This is a genomic window from Paenibacillus sp. MER 99-2, assembly GCF_023714095.1.
Classification (GTDB): domain Bacteria; phylum Bacillota; class Bacilli; order Paenibacillales; family Paenibacillaceae; genus Paenibacillus.
Genome location: NZ_JAMAUZ010000001.1, coordinates 2,093,511 through 2,114,527, shown reverse-complemented (window position 1 = coordinate 2,114,527; position 21,017 = coordinate 2,093,511). Strand labels below are relative to the sequence as shown.

Genomic DNA, 21,017 nt, shown 5'->3' with positions numbered 1-21,017 from the left:
CATAAAGGATTGAAGAAAAACCATCACTAGGTGATGGTTTTTTGTCGTTTACAGGTCAACCTTTAGATTGCCCAGCATTTTGGCAACTTCAGGATCGTCGACGGACATGAACAGACTTTCGCCTCTATCCAGTGTGGAGATCATTGTCATATCTTCCGAGCTTAATTCGAAATCAAAAATGTTAAAATTCTCGACCAGACGCTCTTTGCGAACGGATTTGGGAATGACAACAATTCCATTCTGCACGAGTGAGCGCAGTACAATTTGAGCGACCGTTTTCTTGTGTTTATCCGCGATAGAGGTCAGTAATACATTGCTAAACAAATTATTGCGACCTTCGGCGAACGGTGCCCACGATTGATGCTGAACGCCATGCTCTTTCATAAAAGCAGCATTTACGATCTGCTGTTGGAATGGATGGGTTTCAATCTGATTGACTGCAGGCACGATTTCGTTATGAAGGATAAGATCCATCAAACGGTCAGGCAGGAAGTTACTGACGCCAATGGCCTTAATTTTGCCTTCTCGGTACAGCTTTTCCATTGCGCGCCATGCGCCGTAGTAATCACCGAAGGGCATGTGAATCAGATACAGATCAAGATAATCAAGCTGTAGCTTCTGCAGGGATTTGTAGAAGGCAAGCTTGGCACTTTCATAACCTGCATCCTGAATCCACAGTTTCGTTGTGATAAATAATTCTTCCCGCGGCACACCGCTACGCTTAATTGCGCGTCCAACAGCCTCTTCATTCATATAACCAGCTGCGGTATCAATTAGGCGATAACCAGCCATCAGTGCTTCATATACCGTGTTCTCACATTGTTCAGCATCAGGGACTTGATACACCCCGAAGCCGATGATTGGCATGTTCACGCCATTGTTCAATGTTACAGTTTGCATATAGATTCCTCCTAAGGATGTTGTAATTTAACTGCAAATGATCAGATTATTTCACCCGAATGTAGGGGTGATGCAGAGGGGCTTCCGCTGCTGATCGGCTTGCGTTACAATAAGCCTATTACCTTCGTGTAACACGAAGTCAAGCGGGTATCCTAATTTTTTTACGAGGAGGATTACATATGTATACCGTTCAAGATGCAGCTTTAATTACAGGGCTTACGGAGCATGCTGTTCGCTTCTATACAGACAAAGGTCTGGTGCCGAGCGTTCAACGGAATAAAAACAACATCCGGCTGTTTGACGAGGAATCCATCAATTGGCTGCACGGGGTTAGATGTCTGAAGCAGACGGGATTGCCAATCGAGAACATCAAAACCTATGTTGATCTCTGCCTGGAAGGTGATTCAACCGTCCCGCAGCGTCTCGCGCTTATGATGGAGTATAAGGAGGCAGCGCTAATTCAGCTGGAAGAGGCGAAGCAGCGCGTTGCGCATCTGGAAGAGAAAACACTCCACTATCAAGCCATCCTGGAACGCGGCATTCCGGACATGACCAACCCTCGTACTTGGGAAACGAATCGGGAGGAACCAACGGATTGCCCAGCCTCTCGCTCGGCGAATAACAGTCTTCCAGCTGTCCAAACTTCGGGTCAATGCCCGGCAGCAGCGATGCAGGAACAAATCAGCAGCGTATCTTAAATTCACTTCAAGCTAACAGCGTATCCTCATAATGCTTTACAGTCAGTCAGATGAATATGTTGTTTCAAACCAAGTAAAAAACGCCGACATGTATTGTCGGCGTTTGGCATTATGATACATCGTCGTACGATGTTATTACGCAGCGGATGTCTTATCTGACTTCTGTAGTAGTTGAGAACGACGACCCAATAGGTACCCTGACAAGGAAGCGAGCATCTGCTGGAACACCATACCGAGGACAACGGGAACGGCAACAGGTGGCGGGAAATAAGTAACAGCGAGTACCGCGCCAGCACTAATGTTACGCATGCCTCCGTTGAAGACCAGTGCGACCTGATCGGCCTCATCCCATCCTAGTACTCGGGCAATGAAATAACTTAGGGCATAGCCGAATGATGCGAGAAAAACAATAATCACTGCAAGACCAGCTAATTTCCAGTTGAAATTAGCCAAGTAAGGTGCAACTACAGAGCCATTAATCGCCACAACGGCTGCCATAAATAGTTTGGATAACGGATTCAATCTTGGTCCCCAGACGGGAACAATTTTGCCCTTGGTCCATTCATTCAATAGCATGCCGAGCAATGAAGGGACAACGATCATCCAGAACAGGCTGCTCATCATGGCAGCGGTATCCAATGATACGCTTGTGCCGATCAACAGTGACAGCACCCCTGGAACTACAAAGGGAGCAAGCATTGTATCAATGAGGATGATGGAAAGAGTCAGTGCAATGTTGCCTCGATAGATACTGACCCAGATGAAGCTGCTAATACCTGTTGGAATAACTGCGGCTAGAACAAGCCCAGTAATTGTATATGCATCGGTTGGGAAAACCAAATGACCCATACCTAGCGCGATTACAGGCATTGCTAAATGTAAAATAAACAAACAAACAAATAACGGAAAAGGCTTCTTCAGGACATTCAGAAAATCTCGTATCCCCAGACTGATACTTCCCGCAAAGGTCATGAAGGCAAATAACCATGGTGACAAAAAGGTATAAGAAGAAAGAAAACTACCGCATAGTACACCAATAACAATACTGACTGGAGTAATGAGTGGCATAATGCGGTTCAAGCGTTGATTCAAAGCTTGAAGCATATGCAAGACATCCCTTTATCGTATGATGATTATATTATACATCTTAATTGACATAAATGGAGGCTACATTTGCCATAAGGTGTGTTAAACAGCTATCATGGAGGTGAAAATGACTTTAAATTTTATTTTTAATTTTAGAAAAAAGGAGAGATTTCATGATCAAAATTAGAAAACCAAGCTGGATGCTGACAGGGCTTCTTGCTTCGAGTCTTTTCGTAATTTCCGCCTGCTCTGTCGTTGAACAAGCCAATGAAAGTTTGAATTACGTCAGTGGAGCTACAGAATATATAGAACAAGTATCTAGCGCGGGAGCCGAGCTTCAGCAGCTTGCTTCCCAAGCGGTTAATAATGCTGAGGTAACCACTCAGATTCAAGAGAAGATCGACCACATTCAGGCTGAAGCTAGTGAGTTCTCACAATTAAATGCACCTGCAATTGGCGAGAGTATTCATGAAAATTTGGTGGGCTATAATAATCAACTTACGGAAGTCATCAACCAATGGGAAACGACAATTGCGGAGCAAGGGTTCACAACTGAAAATTGGGAGAAGACAGGGATACCTGAATTAATCTCCAATATCAATAGTTTGAGTGACCCGCTAAGTGGTCTTCAGAATGAGTAAAAGGGGATACTCCGACTATTATATGCTGTGATGCAATACTCTAGCTCATGATCTAACCCGTTATTGGCTTTTATGGAAGGCATGAATATTAATTTTGGGTAAAAGTTACACTAAGGTGTAAATTGTATTCGAGATCATGTAACCAAAGGAGACCTATTTATGGCTGAACATCATGGAAAAGTTATTATTATCACAGGTGGAGCAAGTGGTATTGGTAGAGAAACAGCGCTTCAACTTTCAGACCAGGGAGCAACGATTGTTGTTGCTGATTTCAACGAAGAAGGTGCGAAGCAGGTTGCTGCTTCGATTGAAGCAGGCGGTGGAACAGCAGCGGCATACAAAGTAGATGTATCCAAAGGCGATGAGATCAAGGCTCTTATCGATTGGACAGTTGATAAATTCGGCACACTCAGTGGTATTTTCAATAATGCCGGAATTGGGCTTGTAAAACCTTTTCTGGAGATGGATCCAGAATCCTATCACAGAGTCATCGATGTAGACCAGCATAGTGTTTACTATGGGATGTACTATGGTGCGAAGAAGATGGTTGAATTAAACGTGCCAGGAACCATTGTTAATACAGCCTCCATCTATGGAAGTGTGGCAGCAGTAGGGAGTTTCAACTACAATGCGGCAAAAGCAGCTGTTGTGATGATGTCTAAATCCGGCGCACTTGAACTCGCAGAGCATGGCATCCGTGTAGTTGGAGTTGCCCCGGGTTTCATTAATACACCGATTCTTGGTGACAATCAAGAGGTAAAAGATGCTCTCGCTTCGCAACATATGAGTGGTAAACTCATTCAGCCTGAGAAGGTTGCGAGTGTCGTAACATTTTTGTTCAGTGATGCAGCAAGTGCGGTGAATGGATCGACAGTTGCAGTCGATGATGGATTCCTGAGCTTCAAAACGAAGTAAGGTGGAAGGCGAACCTTACTTAAAAAAGAACCAAAAAACGGTGCTGAACGATTACTCGTTCGCACCGTTTTCTATTTATCTTAATCCTATACATATGAAAGAAATGTTATGGAGTCAGCGTAGATCGTGATACAATAAACGGATATGTTTTATCATTTTGTGGTGTCATAAATAATGCGTACACCAAGCGAGCCATAGCTCTCTTCCTTGTATTGACATTTAGAACAAGCTTTTGTAGAGCACACGGCATCGTGCTGAACTTGTAATTTTTCGTTACAGTGCGGACAATTGTTATCAAAAAGAGTCTTCAACACGTTGAACATGCTTAATCACTCATTTCGGATTAATTTACTTGGGATTATTATAGCCGATTTTGGGGCAGACGTATACTGTTTTAATTATATTTTTTGCGGGATTTCGAAAGGGAGAAAAAAACCGATGGATGTCATGCTTTTTATCATCATGTTTATACTTGGTCTAACGGGTTCATTCTTCTCCGGGCTGTTAGGTATAGGCGGAGCAATCATAAATTACCCACTTCTGCTGTATGTTCCTTCACTCGTAGGTTTGCAGCCTTTCACGGCACATGAAGTATCTTCAATTAGTATGTTTCAGGTATTTTTCGCCTCCTTATCCGGGGTGGTTGCCTATCAGCGAAAACAAAGACGTACACCGCATCAGAGGTCGTTTATTCATCGAGGTCTAGTCGGTTATATGGGAAGCAGCATTCTTGTGGGCAGTCTAATCGGTGGAACGGTATCCGGTTATCTGAGCGAGCAAGTCATTAACCTGATCTATGGGATTTTGGCGGTGATTGCGATTGTACTTATGCTGATCCCTAGTAGAGGAACGATGGATGGCTCTGATAATCTTGAATTTAACAAAGGCATTGCAGCAGTCACTGCTGGGGCAGTCGGCATCGTCTCCGGTATCGTAGGAGCAGGTGGCGCCTTCATTCTGATCCCTATTATGCTTACCGTACTCCGTATTCCCATTCGAATAACAATCGCTTCCTCGCTTGCGATCGTATTCATATCTGCCATTGGGGGCGTTCTCGGCAAAATCTCGGGAGGGAATATACCGCTTGAGCCCATCATATATACTGTCATGGGTAGCTTGATTGGCGCTGCACTGGGTTCTAGAGTAAGTTCGATGATCAATGTAAAATGGCTAAGATATGGATTGATTGTGCTCATCGCTTTTACTGCGGTGAAGGTGTGGTCTACCATTTTATAAATGTTATCTGCAGTAGGTTGAACAATACGTATCAATTTCGTAACCAAAATGTGATTTCGCCGTATACCAATTAAGAACATGAGCTGACGAAATTAACACTAATAGAAGTTGAGGTATTTCATCCTATGAATAACGCATTGATTGAGCGAGTTGATGCAGAGTATGGGCAAGCCGAACAAAAGGCAGCTCAGTATTTTGCTTCTCTCCATAAACAGCTTATGAATCATACGTATACGACTGAACTTACACAAGACATTCATTTATGGCAAAAGAAACACATTCACCGCTACCCCTGGTTGTCCTTCCTATCACGAAGCAAACGAAAACCAGACACCCAGGACGTGCAACGTTATATTCACTGGTTGAATGTGTCGGGGAAATTAGACGATTATCTAGATCGCAGTATTTCTTATATTTATATGAGAGACTTAGGAAAAGCACTGGATTCTACGGATACACAAGCTCGTATTCAGCGAGTTGTTCAAGATACGAAACGGTACTTCTTACAATCTGCATCCCAATCGAACAGAGAGCCGGATTATATCAGTCTGGCTGCGTTATATCGCTGGTCTCAGAAGGAGAATGTAGAATCTGCGGTCATCTGGGTAATGAACAAACTGAAGAGTGTGGCAGCCAACATTCCTGAGGAATTGGATGCTGAGAATGCACAGCGTAAGCTGATCAAAATCATTCTTGGTGTTGTGCTGCACGTTACGGACGATATGAATGCAGAGACACCCTCAGACGAACGCGCTCAGCGATTAGATGCAGCTATCAGATTAGGCTATTCTTACGGATTAACCTATCCTTTTATCGATGATTTGCTGGACTCGCAGGCACTCACTGTAGAAGAGAAGGAACAGTATTCTCTTATGATCCGTGAAGCACTCCTGACAGGTGTTGTTCCAGACATCGAAGAGTGGAAGGGGGAGCATCATGAAGTCATTCGATATGTGCATGGGGAGTTACGCGAGGCATTTGAGTACATTCATAATTATCAGCGACCCGAGACGCAGCGTACCTTTTTGCAGCAATCTTATGTGTTCTTCCAATCCCAGGAGATAGATCGCGCCAAAACGTTATCAAACGCTCATTACTCAAATGAGGAATTATACATTCCGATTATTATCAAGTCTTCATCTTCACGATTGATTGTTCGTTCGGTGCTTAGTGCGCCAAAGGATGAAGGGTTTGATCTACGTACCTTCTATTATGGGATCTATAATCAACTCGCGGATGACTTTGCCGATATGTTTGACGATCTGGAGGAGGGGGCAGTTACCCCGTACACATATTATCTGACGTATCGCGATCAGCGACCGGATCTCATTAATCCTTATGAGCTGTACTGGACTGTAATCTCGCATCTGATTCATGAGGTATATCATTCAGATGATCAGACGCGTGAGGTCATACTCGACCGTGCCATCAATGGACTTAAGCGTTGTAGAGAACGTCTGGGTCAGCCTAAATATAATGAACTTATGGACATTCTGGCATCTGGCCAACCGGAGTTCAATCGACTTGTGCAGAAAATGGTACAGAAAGCCGATGATGTCGATTTCCTGGATAAATTACTTCGTGATCAAGTCGTCATTCATCTACGGCAGGATAAGATCGAAAAGCAAGAGTTTGTAGATACGATTCGCACGGTTCGTGAACAGATCAATCAGGAGCTACAGATTTCTAAGCCAAATGGACTTCGTGAAATGAAAGAAACTCTTATTGATGCGGCGAACTACAGCCTACAGGGTGATGGGAAGCGAATAAGACCAATTCTGACCTGGGTCATGGGGGTGCGTGAATACGGATTGCAGGAAGCAGCGATTGTACCGCTCTTGCGATCTCTCGAATATATGCACACTGCTTCGCTTATTTTTGATGATCTGCCTACGCAGGATAATGCACCCACACGTCGGGGGCGCTCCACATTGCATCACTTGCATAATAGTGCAACAGCGGAGCTAACGGGTCTGTACTTGATCCAAAGAGCCATTGGAGAGCAATCCTCGTTGGATCGTTTCGATCCGCAAACGGTACTTTCACTCATTCGCTACTCTGCACAAAAAGCGGAGGATATGTGTATGGGACAGGCGATGGACTTGAATTCCAAAGGCAAAGTGCTGAACCTGGAGCAACTGAACGAGATCTGTTTTTATAAAACAGGCATTGCGTTTGAAGCGGCACTCGTTATGCCAGCTATTTTGGCTCAGGTACCTGAATCTGAGATCAACATATTGAAAAAATTCGCTTATCATGCGGGTATCGCTTTTCAAATTAAGGATGATCTGCTCGATCTGGTTGGAGACCATCTGGTGCTCGGCAAACCAGCAGGTCAGGATGTTCGGAATAATAACTCTACCTTTGTATCGATTCTTGGTGAAGAAGATGCCAATAAGGAGATGTGGGAACATTACTGCCAGGCAACGGATGCACTGCATGAGATGCGTAAGACCATTCCTTTTCTCCGACATTTGTTAGACTATATCATTGGACGTGAACGGTGAGCCACAGCAGCAACAACAGTAGAGTGAAGAACCGCCTTTAATTTAAAGGGCGGTCTTTTTTTGTTGGATACACTTCAAGATGTGAACGTAAATGACTCTTATTGTATAAATGTAATCATCGCAATACCTATTGATTCTTAATCCACAGCTTGGAAATGTCCATATAGCCAAAATCAGCTGTTTGCATGCCAAATAAACTTTGGTTCAGCTGAGCACTTTTGTTCATATGACATCCATGTAAAATCCAGTCGTTATCCCTCAGTAAATCCTCAGCTTCATCTAACAGCTGTGCGCGTGCATGGGTATCAAGCTGTCCAAACGAATCCAGTTTCTGTTCTAACTCGTTCAGCGAATGAGGTGACATGCAGATATGAAGGTGATTCGACCGATTCGTAAAAAAATGAATCAACCCATATTGCCAATCCTCCTCCAAAATTTCTTCTGCCAAAATAAGATCGGCTTTCATCGCATTAGTAGGATACAGACATTCATTTGTCGGAGACAGTTCGATATTTAAGCCAATTTGCTGTGCTCGTTGTTGAATCCAATTGGCAGTTAAGACATCCTTATTCTCCGAGTACGATAATATGAGTGTCTCACTAAGATATCCGCTGCTGTGTAGCAGATTACGTGCTTGCTCAAGTGAGGATGGAGTCCAATGATGCTCGGCGCTTTTCCAGGGCAAAAGGCTGTTTGCTGGCGTAATTCGATTGCCTCCCAGTTCCGTTACCAGTGAAACAGAATCATAGACCATTTTCATTGCTTGCCGAAACTTGGGGTTATGAAAGATACCAGGTTTATTAAAATTAAATAACATATATTGACAGCCTAGAGCAGGATAATTGAAACTGTTGGTTTGTGCAAAATGAGTAGATTGCTCCAATCGATCTGTTCCGGGTAGTTCATAGTGACGCTCATTGGACTCAAGATCTGGTACAAACCAAAAATGGACTTGATCAAGGTAAGGACGAATACCGTAATAGTTATCAAATGCGCTTAGTTTCAGTAAATCCTCATTGATCTCACTAATCTGAAAAGGCCCAGTGCCAATGAGTTGTTTGGATACATCAACATCGTATGGGAGGATCGTCATAGGAATACAACTAAACAAATGCAAGAAGAATTGATTGGGACGGTTCAAGTAAAAGCGAATGCAGTAATCCCCAGCAACCTCAATTCGTTCAATGTCACGATACAACCAAACGACTGGACTATTCACACTTCGCAGACGCTGTAATGTAAATTCAACATCCTTAGATGTCAACATTCTATTGTGGTGGAAGCGCACACTCTTACGTAAATAGAAGGTCCATACTAGATAATCCTTGCTACCCTCCCACATGTGAGCCAGATCAGGTAGGAACGTATCCGTTTTGGCATCGTAGGTCACCAATGTGCTGCACACCTGCCCAAGCAAGTATGTTTCAAAAGCATTGTATACAAATGCGGGATCCAGATCTGCTAATCTACGTGATCGCATCATACGTAGAACATCCTGACCCGAAGAGCTTTCCGAATGGCTGTGAAATCCCATTTGTTTATATAACGAATCTAACAATTGTTCCCGAAGAGTCTCGTTGTTCTCCATAGCGCCAATGAATTCAATGGCTTCTTTCATTTTTCCTTTACCCATTAGCTCCATGAAGCTGGATTCTATCGTTTCATTCTCACTGCGAAGTAACGTCAAGGTGGAATGATGACCTCTGCCAATCCCCGGTTGCCAGTGGATAAAGCCTTTCTCTTCCAACTTTCGCAAGGTAAATTTAACATTTCGAGGCGTGCAACATAAGACAGTGGATAGGGTATCGATCGTTACGGGAACCGGTGTATGTAGTTTAAATGTAACCTCAGTCGCAGTTGTAAGTCGTATGTAATGAGCGGTTGTTGTATCCAAAAGGTTAAGCTCCTCTTCATATAAAAGATGGTTCAAAGGCACTCGTGTTAAAAGGTGAAATCAATATTTATTTCCTTACACTTTTATTTCCCCCTTTGTTCTATACAATTATACATAATTCAACAGACGAAGGGCAGACCTTCTAGAAGTTAACAACGAGAACAGGAGAACATACGAATGAAGCAACATTTAAGACAGATTCACCCTTTAGCTTGGACAATTATTGTTGGGACGATGTTTGGTCGTCTCGTAACCTCGATGAGCATTCCGTTTCTATCTATTTATCTGACGAGTGTCCTCGGAGCCACACCAACGGAGACTGGCTTCACTGTCGCTGTGAGTTCACTGGCGGGTGTGATGGTAAGCTTTTATGGGGGGTATATTTCAGATCGGATCGGTCGTAAAGTGGTTATGCTGGTCTCCATTTTCTGCTGGGCAGGGGTCTTCTTCATCTTCTCCGCGGCAGAGTATTTATGGGTTTTCTTCGTGGCTAATACGCTCAACGGTCTATGTCGTGCGGTCTTTGAGCCAACGTCACGCGCACTGTTATCTGACATCACCCCACCAGAGAATAAATTGCTCGTGTTCAATCTGAGGTATGCCGCTATTAATCTAGGGGTTGTATTTGGTCCAATCATTGGTTTTCAATTGGGGTCAGCGCAATCGACTTTTCCATTTCTGATCTCTGGACTTGTATACATCGCTTATGGTTTGGTGTTAATTGTACAATTCCAGCTTCAACATGCTAATCTACCACAGCCCTCGCAGGCGAAGGCACCACGTTTACGAGATGCTTTGACTACGGCTGGCCGGGATCGTGTATTTTTACCAGTACTGATTGGAACGACATTTTGTGTACTTGGCTACGGACATTTTGGTTCAACACTTGCCCAGTACATGGAGCGTAGTACGTTGTTTGAGAATGGAAGCCAGTTGTTTTCCTATATGTTATCGCTCAATGCTGTGACGGTGCTAATCGTGCAATATCCTATCGTACGTGCATTTCGAAATGCACCGCCGCTTGTACCGCTCATCTGGGGTAACCTCTTGGTTGCCGCAAGTTTATTCCTGTTCGGTATGGCGAGTGGCGCAGCTCTGCTGATGATTAGTGTAGTGTTGTTCACGGTTGGGGAAGTGTTGTTATTTACGATGATGGATATGCTGATTGATCGAATTGCGAAGCCGGAATGGAAAGGGACGTACTTTGGCACGATTGGCTTTAACAACTTTGGCAATGTTATGGCACCGATTATGGGTGGTTTATTACTGAGCCAATTCGGAGGACATGGAGTAGCTGTATTTCTTCCGCTTGCGTTGATTACGGCACTTGGATTGCCTTTTCTATGGATTGCTCATAAGCGGCTGATCATAAGGGAGCGGGAGGCTAACGCCATGCAGCAGAGTGCCTAACGAATGTAGCCGAGATCTGTTTTCAGTGATCCGAACTTTTTAGATGTGTTCGCAGTAACTTCTATGGAGCATGAAGCGTTACTTAGGATAGAGAAAAGTGAATAACGATCATCTATTTCTGGGAGGTTGAATATGTTTAAGAAGATGGTATCCGTATGGGTCGCATCCGTACTATTCGGCATAATGGCATTACCTGTATTAGCAGAAACGAGCCCTACGGAGATTCATACTGGAGTTATCGTGAACAATCGGGTGCTCATTCCGTTACGGGCTGTATCACAGCATTTGGGCGCAAAGGTACAATGGGACAAATATTCGAAGAGCATTCTTTTGACCAAAAATGATAAGAAAATTACATTGGCGGTTAACTTCAAAAATGCAAATGTGAATGATTACGTTGAACCCATGGATTCTCCCGTTGAGTTGATCAATGCAACAGCGTATGTTCCGCTCCGATTTGTCAGCCAAACGTTAGGAGCCGAGCTAGAATGGAACAAGGAAGCCAAGCAGGCCAATGTTAGTCTTGATGATCGTCATATCATGGTTAGCATGCAACCAGATTCCGTTCAAATTCCTGATGCACAGAAACTAACTGAAGCCCGATTGAACGAATTATTAACCAAGTTAAATGAAACGTCTGATATGCCTGAGAATAAACAAATAAGGGCTTATTTTAAGCCCTATTTTACGGAGAAATTGATTCAATCCATTCTGGATGGACAGCAGTTGCAGGGTGAAGAAGTGCAATTCGGTGCTCCAGAAACGGGCATTCATTATACGAGCAGCACTACTGCAACATTGTCTCAATCTTATGTTCTTGGGAATACATTAACCGGTGACTCCCATTATGTATATGATCGAAATATCGAGCTTTTATACAGCAGAGGAATCTGGAAGGTGCATAAGTTAAATATTTATTTCAGAGATATTCCATACTTAGGTTATTAAGCTTGCATTCTATACGTTCAGATTATTAATCACATGAATTAAATAACAAATCAGTAAATATGTTCTTGACGTACTGACCTATTAGCGAATACAATAAACAACAAATATGTGAGACGGGTGGGTGTAGGGATGATGTTCATGCCAAAATTGATATCTAACCGATAACTGAATACGCATGAGCATGTCGACACAACCAATTGCGTTAGAGTATATGTTCAAAGAGAAGGGGTTTCGATGCCGGGAAGATGGGATGAAACTTGAAATCAACTTTTTGAACAACCTCTTAAAGATAGCGTCTGGGCAGTCCTGTTTATGCATCCTGTCATGGACGCTCATCCGTAGTGCGAATGTCAAGGAGAAGACCAGTAACGCTACATAATCTAATGGTACTCTTCTTGTTATAGAAGCCATAGATGAACTTAGTTCATCTATGGCTTTTTGTCGTGCGCTGCAAGCAAACGTTTCACATGAAAGGGGAGATTGGGGATGTGAAATAATGTATGTCTGTTCGTGCTTGTTGTAATCATTCAGAATCATCTGGAAACAAAAATAAATGATAGGTAGGAGAATGTGAAATGGTACATCATCAATACAATCATAGAATTCATGTATGGTTCAGCGAAATTATTTATGATTCGGCCTAGTTAAGCAGAGTTTGAGTTGATGAATTTGATGCTTTCTAACAAAGTAATTCGTACGTTGGAGGTGGGGCAAGATGCCCAAACAAGAGAAAAAGTCGATGTCATGGCTATTGCGGTATCTAAAGCCAGTCCGATTGAGACTGGTGCTGCTATTAATTATTTTGCTGACGTCGACGGGATTACAGCTTCTGAATCCGCAGATCATCAAGCGGTTTATTGATACAGCAGCGAGTGGCGGCGTGGTTTCTAGTCTCATTCAGCTTGCAGGTATATTTCTAATTATTGCGATCTTCAATCAACTGTTAACTGTAGCTGTAAGTTATCTAGGTAATGATGTCGCATGGCGGGCAACGAATCAATTAAGGGGCGATCTGCTGAAGCATTGCCTTGGACTTGATATGCGGTTCCATAATGTAAAAACGCCTGGAGAGATGATCGAACGGGTGGATGGCGATGTAACGAGCATTTCCAATTTCTTTGCAATGTTTATTGTGCAGGTTATTGGCAGCTTTGTGCTTCTTGCTGGAATCCTTGGCTTCATGTTTACGATTAATATACCGATTGCACTGGTAATGACGGTGTTCACACTGTTATCGGTTCTGTTTATGGTTTTCATTCGAAATATGGGTGTTCAGTCCTCGAAGAACGAGCGTGAAGCAAGTGCGTCCTTGTTCGGCATGATTGAGGAACGTATTGCTGGAATTGAGGATGTGCAAGCGAACGGACACGTGCCTTATGTGATGAATCGCTTCTATCGATTGATGCGAGTTGTGTTTCTAAAAGGGCGCAGAGCTTGGATGCTTCGCGTTATTCCGTGGAATACAACGGTGATTTTGTTTGCCATAGCTGTAACTGCGGTACTGATGCTTGGTGTTCACAATTACATGCAAGGGGCGATTAGTCTAGGTACGTTGTTCCTTATTTATCAATACACACAGATGTTGAATGATCCCATTGAGATGCTGGGAGATCAGGTGCAAGAATTTCAGAAAGCCAAGTCCGGTATGCTCCGCTCACGAGAACTTCTCTCCCTGAGCAGTGAGATTAAAGACGGGAATCGAGATACACTTCCTGCAGGTGCACTGGGTCTAGAGTTTGAACATGTGCATTTTAGCTATAACGATGATAAGCCTGTATTGCGGGATATTCATTTTAAAATTAAGCCTGGGGAGCGTCTTGGTATTATTGGACGTACCGGTAGTGGTAAATCCAGTCTAAGTCGTGTTCTTCTTCGGTTATATAATCTGAATCAGGGTGTAATCCGGGTCGGTGGTCAGGATATCACAGAGTTAACACTACCTGCGCTATACCGCCGGGTTGGAATGGTGACGCAGGATGTGCAGTTGTTTGACGGTACGCTACGCGACAACTTGACGTTATTTAACTCGGAAGTTTCAGACAACATGATTATCGAAACGACAGAGCGACTGGGACTGCGTCAATGGATTGATACCCAACCGGAAGGATTAGACACTCACTTGAAAGCAGGAGGTTCTTCCCTGTCGGCTGGAGAAGCGCAGCTATTTGCACTAACACGTGTATTTTTGACAGAGCCAAGTTTAGTTATTCTAGATGAACCCTCTTCACGTTTGGATGCTGCGACTGAGATGTTGCTGCAACAAGCGGTGGATGAATTAATGAAACAATGCACAGGGATTATTATTGCTCACCGACTAGCTACGCTGGATCAAGTCGATCAGATTATGGTGCTCAGTGATGGTGAGATTATCGAATTTGGAGCCAGAGAAGAGCTGGCGAACAATCCTGATTCACATTATGCGAGATTGCGTATGACGGGTAGAGAGGAGGAGTTGGCTTGAATGTCGCAGGATTTATAGGTCGTTTATTCCGCTTCAAATCAGTATTATTTCTAATTAATGGTCTGTTGTGGTGTATATTTCATTCCCTACCGCTTGCGATCGGGATCGGAATGCAATGGTTTTTTGACCGTGTGACCATCGGATCTACCGATTACATGTGGCTTGCTGTTCCCTTAATCTTTCTTGCACTGATTAGAATGGCTAGAGTAGGGACATTCTTTACAGCCTTTTACGCTTGGATCACCTATGTGTATCACATTCAAGCGATATTACGAACGAATATGCTTGCGGGTATCATGCGCTGGCCTGGTCGGAATCTTCCGGCTTCACCAGGTGAGGCGATGAGTCGGTTCCGCGATGATGTCGATGAAGTGGTTGAGTACGTAGAATCCTGGGTCGACTTCTGGGGCAGACTCGTATTTGCCATCGTTTCAATCATCATCATGGCTAATATTAATTGGAAGATTACGTTGGTTGCTGTACTTCCGCTGGTTGTCGTTACAATGCTTAATAATCTGTCGGGCAATCGGGCTCGTAAATATGCTCAAGTCAATCGTGAATCGACAGGTCGAATCACCAGTTTCATTGCTGAGACATTTGGAGCAGTGCAGGCGCTGAAGCTTGGGCAAGCAGAAGAGCATGTCTCATCCCGTTTTAATACTTTGAATGAACAACGTCGTCAGGCAGCATTACGGGATAATCTGTTCAAACAGTGGATGAGATCGCTGAATCAACACGTTCTCAGCATCTGTACCGGTTTAATTCTGCTGATGTGTGCGGCAGAGATGAGGGCAGGCCAATTTTCGGTGGGTGATTTTGCACTCTTCACATCCTATCTAGCCAACATTGGCTTTAGTATTTCCTTGTTTGGGTACATGGTATTCCAGCATAAACGGTTAAAGGTGTCCTTTGATCGGATGCGGAAGTTATTTCGTCCTGGTGAGGAAAACCGAATCATGGATTATCGGGAAATCTATCTGAATCAAGATCCTCCTGAGCTGACAGACATCGAACGAAGTGAGGAAGATGAACTCCGAGAGTTAGAAGTGAGCAATCTGAGTTATCAGTATCCGAATTCCACGAATGGGATAGAGCATGTTCATTTCCGCTTGCAGAGAGGGCAGTTCCTGGTCATTACAGGGCGTATTGGATCAGGAAAATCAACTCTGGTGCGCACGCTTCTGGGTCTGCTGCCGAAACAGGAGGGGATGATTCGCTGGAATGGAAAAGAAGTAGATCCGGCTACATTCCTTATGCCGCCAAGAGCAGCATATACACCGCAGGTTCCTCGTTTATTTAGCGATACGTTACGAGAGAATATTGTTCAAGGTAAACGAGAATCGGTTGAGGAAGGACTGGAAAAAGCAATTCGGCTAGCCGTTATGAAGAAGGATATCGAAAATCTCGATGATGGACTTGAGACATCTGTCGGTCCTCGGGGCGTTATGCTGTCTGGTGGACAGATTCAACGTGCGTCTACTGCGCGGATGCTAATGACCGAAGCCGATCTGTTTATCTTCGATGACTTGTCCAGTGCGCTAGATGTAGAAACAGAGCAATTGGTCTGGGAGGGTTTGGCCAGTGAGCGCGAGGTAACTTGTATTGCGGTATCCCATCGTAGAGCCGCATTATCCAGAGCCGATCATATCATTGTTATGAAGGATGGACGTATTGAAGCCGAAGGCAGCTTGAGTCACTTACTTGAAACGAGTGAAGAGATGCAACTGCTCTGGCAAGGTGAACAAACACCTGCTAAGGTTGGTTAAGGTAGAAAAGAAAGCAGCAATTGAACAGCTAAGAAAAAGCCATATCAATCACTCGTCTTGAGTTGATCGATATGGCTTTTGGTTTGTCTATTATTTATTTAATTAATTGAGCAATTAGAGAGTAAGCAATGATCACAAGGAAAACAATTGTAATGTGATTAATGGAGAAGATGAACATTTTGTGTGACCATTTCTTCATTTCGTTTCGATCAAAGGTAGCTACGCTCAAAATGAACCATGCCAAGCTTACAAGGAAGGCAACAATCGCAACAAACGGGCTTAGTGGCCAGAATAGGAAGCTGGAAGCCATCAACAATACCAGATAAACATTGGTTTGGATATAAGTGCGTCTAATTCCTTTTACAACAGGAAGCATTGGAACATTAGCTGCTTTATATTCATCAAATCTACGAATCGCAATACCATAGAAGTGAGGCATCTGCCACAACAGCATCGTCACCACTAACGCCCAGATTTCAAAGTGTCCAAGTTCTGGTGAGATGGCTGCCCAACCGATAAGCGGAGGAACAGCTCCGGACAAGCTTCCTACTTCAGTGTTATAAATGGTTGTACGTTTTGTCCACATTGTGTACGGGAACACGTAGAGCAACAGACCTAGAATACCAAAGAAAGCTGCCGAAGGGGAGGCGATGTAGAGAAGTATTCCCCCGATAATGGTGATGGTAATACCTAGAATCAATCCCGACTTGGTGTTAACTTGTCCAGTTACAGTTGGACGGGTTCTCGTACGCTCCATGATGGCGTCAATGTCACGATCGTACAGATTGTTGAACACGCCGGCAGCTCCTATAATGAGAGAGGAGCCAATGACCGAAAGAATAATCGGTACAATGTTAGCCAGGAATGAAGCATCGAATACATACAGAGCCAAGCATAAACCTGCCAACATGGCGATTAGATTGGACTTGATAATTCCAACTTTGATCGTGTCAAAGAAGACTTTGGGAATAGAGTTGAACTCTAGTTCAATTTTGGGTTGAGACCCTTTATTCAATGTTTTCAAGTACTCACGTCCTATATCTATACTTATATATCTTGTGAACTTATTATAGCATTCCGTTTACTATGTGAAATAAGCAACTTTTTAGTATTAAAAATACTGTCAATTGATTGTGAACAATTTAAAAACAAGAGCTTTTTTAATTGTGAAAAATGATTTTATGTGTTACTGGGGGAAGAATCTTAAGGGGTACCACAAAATTTAACTTGCCAAAGATCAATTGAGTATATATTATGGACATAAAGGGTCTTTAATGGTTTTGTTAAATCGAGTGCTCACTATTGATCCTTTACCGTTGAATGAGCTTAACTATGTGGCGATCGTATCTATCGCTGTACATACGATTACCCAGCAGCATGTCAAGGTTCGGTCTATGTCGATGAAGGCAATATTTTTTGGTTAAATTAGAGATATAATATATCTGGAAAGGGTGTTTTAGTGTGAAAGAAATTATGGATGCGATAATTATTGGTGGAGGGCCTGCGGGTCTGAACGCAGCTCTCGTATTAGGTCGAGCAAGAAGAAACGTTGCTGTAATTGATGCTGGGCAGGCGAGAAATCGGGTAACGCATAAAGCTCACAATTTTCTGACGAGAGAGGGAATTAGCCCTGGCGAATTTCGGCGGATAGCAAAAGAACAGATTAGTGCTTTTCCTTCTGTACAATTTGTAGAAGATGCAGCTACATCTATAGAAGGAAGTGATGGTTCGTTTCAAGTTACGACTTCAGAGGGTTTAGTTCTTCAAGCTAAAAAGATTTTGTTTGCAGTGGGTAAGAAGGATCTTCCGCTAGACCTGAATGGATTGTCTGAAGTATATGGCAAGACGGCGTTTGTATGTCCTTATTGTGATGGATGGGAGTTAAGGGATCAACCTCTCGTCTTAATCGTAAATGGAGCGAGAGCTCTACACTTAGCTCAGATTATCACAGGCTGGACGAGTAAATATACGATCTGTACGAATGGTCCAGATGAAATGACGGATGAACAACGTGAGGAGTTGCAGCGGCATGGCGTTCCTGTCTATGAATCACCAGTTGGGCGCATTGAATCCCAGGATGGGATCGTGCAGCGTGTAGTTCTGCAAGATGGCAATCAGATTGAGTGCAAAGGTATTTTCTTCGCACCGAAGCTGTCTATTGGGTCAGACCTGCCCCAATCTTTGGGATGTGAGGTGAATGAGCTGGGTACAGTCATTGTTGATGAGCGCGCGAAAACTACTGTTCCAGGTGTGTTCAGCGCGGGGGATGCTGCATCCGAATATCATCAAGCGATTGCGGCCGCATCCTTAGGGGCACTTTCGGCAGTGAGTATTAACAGTGAACTAGCTATGGAGGCGTGGAATAAACAAGGCAATGAATGAAAAGCTACACAAGAGGGTGCTACCGTTAATAAAGTAATTAGGATTGTTGGAATGATGCGAATGGTGTAGATCAAACATTACTATAATACAAGCGTTCAACTCCGGTGTGGGGGATGAACGCTTGCTTATGTTCTGTGTCCTACTTAGAAACTAAGATGGATATGGCGCTGTAGATAAGCATGATTCCCATCAACACATTGAACAGACGTTCATGTCTCAATAATAAGTTCTGGAATAACGAACCACAGAGTGCCCATGTCATATTGGCACTAATCCCGATGAACGTTAGTAGTAACGAGAACCAGATTAGATGATGGTGTGATTCGCCCAGTGGAATGACAAACATGGAGATCGCAGTCAGACCATATATGATGACTTTGGGATTGATGAATTGCAGGACACATCCAAAACCAAAGCTATATGGAGAAGTACGTAAAGCGTTATTCTTAGTAGAATGACTGATCATGACTTTGAAAGCTAAATACAGCATGTACATACATCCCAATAGATTAAGTATAGGACGAAAGGTTGGAATGAATAGATGAAGTATCAGGCTGAAATAGCTGGAAAGTAACATAATGATCATACAACTGAACGCGACTCCTCCTATAAAAGGAAGAGTTTTGCTGAACCCATGATCTCGTCCACTTGTCATTGCGATGATGTTATTGGGCCCTGGGCTGAAGGAAGATACGATAGCATAAATCAGTAGTGGGATAATGAACATATAGCCTCCATATTTTATTTTTTTGTGCCTTATAAAGTATTTTTGTGCGTTATAAAGCACATATTTATTTTAGTGTACAACATGTGCTCTATAACGCACAATAGGTTTATAATAGAGTACAGAAGAAAAGGAATGGAGAGTGAGGTACGATGAACCAGGTTAATACGATCTTGGCACAGAATTTGAAGTCAATCAGGGAAGAACGGAAGCTAAGTCTGGATAAGGTGGCTGAATTAACGGGGATTAGCAAGACGATGTTAGGGCAGATTGAGCGTGGTGTGTCTAATCCAACCATTGCAACCGTATGGAAGATTGCTAACGGATTGAAGACTTCTTTTACAACATTAATTCATGAACCGGCTGCAGATACGCATCTAGTAACACGAGCGGATGTTCAGCCATGGATTGAGGACGATGGAAGAATACGAATCTATCCCCATTTTCCATTTGAGGATGAACGTCACTTTGAGATGTATATGATGGAAATGGATATGGAAGCGTATCTGCAAGCAGAGCCTCATATTGAAGGAAGTGAGGAATTTATTACGGTCTTCGAAGGAGAGGTCATCATTCGCATAGAGGAAGAAGAGTACACGGTTCGAACGGGAGAATCCATTCGTTTCCGAGCCAACAGACCGCATACATACCAACATTCAGGAGCGGATACAACGAAAATGAGCATGGTAATTCATTACTCAAAATAAGGAAGTTAAAAATTAAAACAAATGATTGACAATGCATTCAAATGCGGTTTTAATTATATAGACCGATTGTTATAATTTTTTGAAGGAAGTGGCTCCATGAGTGAAAAGTCCAATGCTAGAGAGCTCATTGTCAGCACAGCAGCGAGACTGTTTTTTTCACAAGGATATCATGCGACAGGTCTGAATCAGATCATCAAGGAGAGCGGTACGCCGAAGGGTTCATTGTATCACTATTTCCCGAGCGGCAAGGAAGAGCTTGCACACGTCTGTATTGAAAAAGCCAATCAGCATATCCTACAGGTGTTTGAAGAAACGTTTGCTGCACATGACAATACTGGAGACGCCATTCAGCAATTCATACACGACTTGGCTGATGAGACGGAAGCCGCGGGATTTACGGGTTTCTTGCCATTTAGTTTTTGGGCAGCCGTAGAGACTTCCTGTATCAGCCAACAACTGCGAATTGCGTGTCAGGGTGTTTTTGCCGATTGGCAGCAGATCATCAAAAAACATCTGTTATTGGATGGCATGGGTGAAGATAAAGCACGTGATACAGCACTTCTGATCATCTCCATGATGGAGGGAGCACTGATTATCAGCCTGACGAATCAGGACAAACAGCCTCTGCTGACGGCTGCTGATTACTTATCGGTAGCGGCGAAAAACGCCATATAAGTAAAGCTATATAAACTGAACTTAGTCATTACACGGGAACGGAGGGGACAGAAATAACATGAAGAAG

17 protein-coding genes are annotated in these 21,017 nt (G+C 43.4%); 12 read left to right on the top strand and 5 right to left on the bottom strand.

The window, feature by feature from the left end; genetic code table 11:
* Positions 1 to 48 precede the first annotated feature (48 nt).
* The gene (locus M3636_RS09460; RefSeq protein ID WP_251382258.1) at positions 49 to 900 is read right to left on the bottom strand and encodes an aldo/keto reductase; all 852 of its coding nucleotides are present in this window, start codon (positions 898 to 900) and stop codon (positions 49 to 51) included.
* Between the two features lie 179 nt (positions 901 to 1,079).
* On the opposite strand from M3636_RS09460, the gene M3636_RS09455 reads away from it, so the two are divergent.
* Positions 1,080 to 1,598 (top strand): MerR family transcriptional regulator, encoded by a 519-nt coding sequence (locus M3636_RS09455; protein ID WP_251382257.1) that lies wholly within the window; start codon positions 1,080 to 1,082, stop codon positions 1,596 to 1,598.
* 135 nt (positions 1,599 to 1,733) lie between these two features.
* Here M3636_RS09455 and M3636_RS09450 read toward each other — a convergent pair whose 3' ends face one another.
* Positions 1,734 to 2,702, bottom strand: coding sequence for a bile acid:sodium symporter family protein (locus M3636_RS09450; protein ID WP_251382256.1), 969 nt, complete (start codon positions 2,700 to 2,702; stop codon positions 1,734 to 1,736).
* 155 nt (positions 2,703 to 2,857) lie between these two features.
* Here M3636_RS09450 and M3636_RS09445 point away from each other — a divergent pair, with 155 nt between their 5' ends.
* The 4 genes from M3636_RS09445 to M3636_RS09430 all read left to right on the top strand — a co-directional run bounded on the left by M3636_RS09445 (position 2,858) and on the right by M3636_RS09430 (position 7,983).
* Positions 2,858 to 3,325: a DUF6376 family protein gene (locus M3636_RS09445; RefSeq protein ID WP_128102385.1), complete on the top strand. Its 468-nt coding sequence runs from the start codon at positions 2,858 to 2,860 to the stop codon at positions 3,323 to 3,325.
* Between the two features lie 159 nt (positions 3,326 to 3,484).
* Positions 3,485 to 4,240 carry an SDR family NAD(P)-dependent oxidoreductase gene (locus tag M3636_RS09440; protein WP_128102384.1) on the top strand — a complete coding sequence of 252 codons (756 nt, stop codon included), beginning with the start codon at positions 3,485 to 3,487 and terminating at the stop codon, positions 4,238 to 4,240.
* A 438-nt stretch (positions 4,241 to 4,678) separates the two neighbouring features.
* Positions 4,679 to 5,476 carry a sulfite exporter TauE/SafE family protein gene (locus M3636_RS09435; protein WP_251382255.1) on the top strand — a complete coding sequence of 266 codons (798 nt, stop codon included), beginning with the start codon at positions 4,679 to 4,681 and terminating at the stop codon, positions 5,474 to 5,476.
* Positions 5,477 to 5,601: 125 nt separating this feature from the next.
* A complete protein-coding gene (locus tag M3636_RS09430) occupies positions 5,602 to 7,983 on the top strand; it encodes a polyprenyl synthetase family protein (protein ID WP_251382254.1) in 2,382 nt (793 codons plus the stop codon).
* Between the two features lie 127 nt (positions 7,984 to 8,110).
* Here the strand turns inward: M3636_RS09430 and M3636_RS09425 are convergent, their stop codons facing one another.
* Positions 8,111 to 9,877: an ABC transporter substrate-binding protein gene (locus M3636_RS09425; protein WP_251382253.1), complete on the bottom strand. Its 1,767-nt coding sequence runs from the start codon at positions 9,875 to 9,877 to the stop codon at positions 8,111 to 8,113.
* 177 nt (positions 9,878 to 10,054) lie between these two features.
* On the opposite strand from M3636_RS09425, the gene M3636_RS09420 reads away from it, so the two are divergent.
* From M3636_RS09420 to M3636_RS09405, 4 genes are all read left to right on the top strand, one after another.
* Complete coding sequence (locus tag M3636_RS09420) at positions 10,055 to 11,287, top strand: MDR family MFS transporter (protein WP_251382252.1); 1,233 nt, start codon at positions 10,055 to 10,057, stop codon at positions 11,285 to 11,287.
* Between the two features lie 132 nt (positions 11,288 to 11,419).
* Positions 11,420 to 12,235 carry a copper amine oxidase N-terminal domain-containing protein gene (locus M3636_RS09415; RefSeq protein WP_251382251.1) on the top strand — a complete coding sequence of 272 codons (816 nt, stop codon included), beginning with the start codon at positions 11,420 to 11,422 and terminating at the stop codon, positions 12,233 to 12,235.
* Between the two features lie 715 nt (positions 12,236 to 12,950).
* Entirely contained in the window at positions 12,951 to 14,696 is a 1,746-nt protein-coding gene (locus tag M3636_RS09410; RefSeq protein WP_251382250.1) for an ABC transporter ATP-binding protein, read from the top strand.
* Positions 14,693 to 16,462, top strand: a complete 1,770-nt coding sequence (locus M3636_RS09405; protein ID WP_251382249.1) for an ABC transporter ATP-binding protein — start codon at positions 14,693 to 14,695, stop codon at positions 16,460 to 16,462. The genes M3636_RS09410 and M3636_RS09405 overlap by 4 nt, the downstream gene beginning before the upstream one ends.
* 94 nt (positions 16,463 to 16,556) lie before the next feature.
* Here the strand turns inward: M3636_RS09405 and cyoE are convergent, their stop codons facing one another.
* Complete coding sequence (gene cyoE / locus M3636_RS09400) at positions 16,557 to 17,486, bottom strand: heme o synthase (protein ID WP_128102376.1); 930 nt, start codon at positions 17,484 to 17,486, stop codon at positions 16,557 to 16,559.
* Positions 17,487 to 17,935: 449 nt separating this feature from the next.
* Here cyoE and M3636_RS09395 point away from each other — a divergent pair, with 449 nt between their 5' ends.
* Positions 17,936 to 18,844 carry an NAD(P)/FAD-dependent oxidoreductase gene (locus M3636_RS09395; protein ID WP_128104487.1) on the top strand — a complete coding sequence of 303 codons (909 nt, stop codon included), beginning with the start codon at positions 17,936 to 17,938 and terminating at the stop codon, positions 18,842 to 18,844.
* Positions 18,845 to 18,983: 139 nt separating this feature from the next.
* On the opposite strand, the gene M3636_RS09390 is transcribed toward M3636_RS09395, so the two are convergent.
* Positions 18,984 to 19,571, bottom strand: a complete 588-nt coding sequence (locus tag M3636_RS09390) for a LysE family transporter (protein WP_285858624.1) — start codon at positions 19,569 to 19,571, stop codon at positions 18,984 to 18,986.
* A gap of 149 nt (positions 19,572 to 19,720) precedes the next feature.
* Between M3636_RS09390 and M3636_RS09385 the strand changes: the two genes are divergently transcribed.
* Both M3636_RS09385 and M3636_RS09380 read left to right on the top strand, forming a co-directional pair.
* Positions 19,721 to 20,275, top strand: coding sequence for an XRE family transcriptional regulator (locus M3636_RS09385; RefSeq protein WP_128102374.1), 555 nt, complete (start codon positions 19,721 to 19,723; stop codon positions 20,273 to 20,275).
* Between the two features lie 96 nt (positions 20,276 to 20,371).
* Positions 20,372 to 20,950: a TetR/AcrR family transcriptional regulator gene (locus M3636_RS09380; RefSeq protein WP_128102373.1), complete on the top strand. Its 579-nt coding sequence runs from the start codon at positions 20,372 to 20,374 to the stop codon at positions 20,948 to 20,950.
* Positions 20,951 to 21,017 lie beyond the last annotated feature (67 nt).